At 67.9% G+C, this 2,059-nt stretch carries 2 protein-coding genes and 1 pseudogene; 1 reads left to right on the forward strand and 2 read right to left on the reverse strand.

Annotated elements, in window-relative coordinates:
* Positions 1 to 324 (forward strand): hypothetical protein (locus STRIP9103_RS52335; RefSeq protein WP_234022404.1); only part of this gene is annotated, 324 nt, incomplete at its 5' end.
* On the opposite strand, the gene STRIP9103_RS37620 is transcribed toward STRIP9103_RS52335, so the two are convergent.
* Positions 317 to 1,444, reverse strand: coding sequence for a HoxN/HupN/NixA family nickel/cobalt transporter (locus STRIP9103_RS37620; protein WP_009334290.1), 1,128 nt, complete (start codon positions 1,442 to 1,444; stop codon positions 317 to 319). The two genes, STRIP9103_RS52335 and STRIP9103_RS37620, sit on opposite strands and share 8 nt — an antisense overlap.
* 196 nt (positions 1,445 to 1,640) lie before the next feature.
* Positions 1,641 to 2,059 (reverse strand): annotated as a pseudogene (locus STRIP9103_RS49440) (hypothetical protein); the annotation flags it as partial.

Raw genomic sequence — 2,059 nt, forward strand, 5'->3', positions numbered from 1 at the left:
TCGGGATATGCCTACCTCGCCTCCTGGGGCGGAGTGGGCTGCGACAACACCGGCGTGCACGTCGTCGACATCCGCAGGCCGACCAAGCCGAAGGCCGTCGGGTTCATCCCCGCACCGGTCGGCAGCGCCCCCGGCGAAGGCATACAGCGGGAAGACAACCGAGCTGGACACCTACGCCACAGACGAGGCGCACGACCCCGCACACGCGGGCGGTTTCCGGGTCACCACCGGTCGCTGAGACAGCCTTCGATGAAGCCGGAGCAGGTCGTCGAGCCGAGGATGGCCGTGGCCTCGGGAACCAACACTCAGGAAGTGGTCAGGTGACGGCCGGGTCCGGGTCGCCGGGCTCGCCGATACGCGGCCGCGCGTACCGCTCGTCGTAGCGCCGTACCTTCCACAGCACGACGGCACCGATCCAGGTGACCAGGAAGGTGACGACAATGGCGATGCCGATGGCGTTGAGGTCGATGCCGCCGAGCAGCTTCCAGGGCTGGCGGCCGTCCACACCCAGTCGCTCGGCCAGGAGCGAGACCAGCTCGATCGTGCCCACGACGAAGGCCACGAAGATCGACAGTCCGGTCATGGTGAGGTTGTAGTAGATCTTGCGGACCGGGTTGGTGAAGGACCACTCGTACGCCTTGGCCATGAACACGCCGTCCGTGGTGTCCATCAGGCTCATGCCCGCGGCGAAGATCAGCGGCAGTGCGATGATGACCAGTGGCGGCAGGGTCCCGTCGGCGGCGGAGCCGGCGGCCAGTCCGAGCGCGCCGACCTGCGTGGCGGTGTCGAAGCCGAGGCCGAAGAGCAACCCGACGAAGTAGAGCTGCCAGCTGTGATCGATGAACCGGTTGTAGCGGCCCTTGAACACTCGGTTCATCAATCCCCGGGCGGCGAGAAGCTGCTCGAGTTCCTCGGGCTGGTGCCGTCCGGCCTTCGCCTCCCGCCAGGTGCGGATGATGCCGCGCAGCACGGCCAGGTTCAGTGCCGCGATGGCGTACAGGAAGACGCCCGAGACGAGCGTGCCGATGATCCCGCCGATGTCGGCGAAGCCCGACTGGAAGCGGTTGGCGGCCTGGGCGGCGAAGGCGATGCCGACGGAGAGGGCGAAGACGATCGTGGAGTGCCCGAGGGAGAAGGCCAAACCCACACCCAGGGGCCGCTTGCCCTTCTGGAGCAGATAGCGGGTGGTGTCGTCGATGGCCGAGATGTGATCGGCGTCGAAGGCATGCCGCATACCCAGGGTGTACGCGAGCCCGGCGGCGCCCGCGTACAGCAGTTCACCCCGGCTGTCGGCGAGGTCGTGATAGCGGGCGTTGTAGTACGCGAACAGTCCGAACCCGGCGATGTGCAGGGCCGCGATGACCCCGTACATGGCGACGAGACGGCGTATCTCGCCTCGGTCGAACCGGCGGGCCCACCGGACGGGCTCGAGATTCGTACTCATGGGTTGTCTCCTCCGGCGGTCCAACCGCTTCTTACTGCACTTCGTAGCTATGTGCAACGACTATGCAGTAAGCGAGTAAGGAAAGGGTGAGTGCCCGGCGGGGTACGCACCGCGGCGATGTACGCTTCGGCGGCTACGGGGTGTTGGCCACGCCGACGTCGCTGGACGATCGGCGTGGCCTTCGGAACCGTCCGGCTCAGTGCCCGCCGCTCGACTCGACGGCGAGTCGCTTCGCGAACGTCTTGCCGCCGTCCTCCGACAAGCCGTACAGCGCGTTCGCCGCGCCCCGGGAGACGAAGTAGAGCACCGGCTTGGCGCCGTCGGCGAAGGTCTTGGCGCCGTCGGTGCTCTTCGCGACGCCCGCCTCGGTGGTGGCGAGCACGACGCCCGGGTCATCGGGTCGACTGCGAGGTCGAGGGCGTGGAAGTCCGCCTCGCCGGAGAGCGACTTGGTCATACAGTCGGCCGTCGGCAGGGTCGATGCCGAGACCGTGGATGTGGCCGACCTCCGCGACGGATGACGCCTCCTGGTCCGTGTCCGAGTCGTCACCCCCGGAACAGGCCGCAAGGCCGAGGGCGAGGACCATCGAGGCCGCCACGCCGGAGGAGACAGGTG

It is taken from the genome of Streptomyces ipomoeae 91-03 (genome assembly GCF_000317595.1).
Taxonomy (GTDB): Bacteria; Actinomycetota; Actinomycetes; order Streptomycetales; family Streptomycetaceae; genus Streptomyces; species Streptomyces ipomoeae.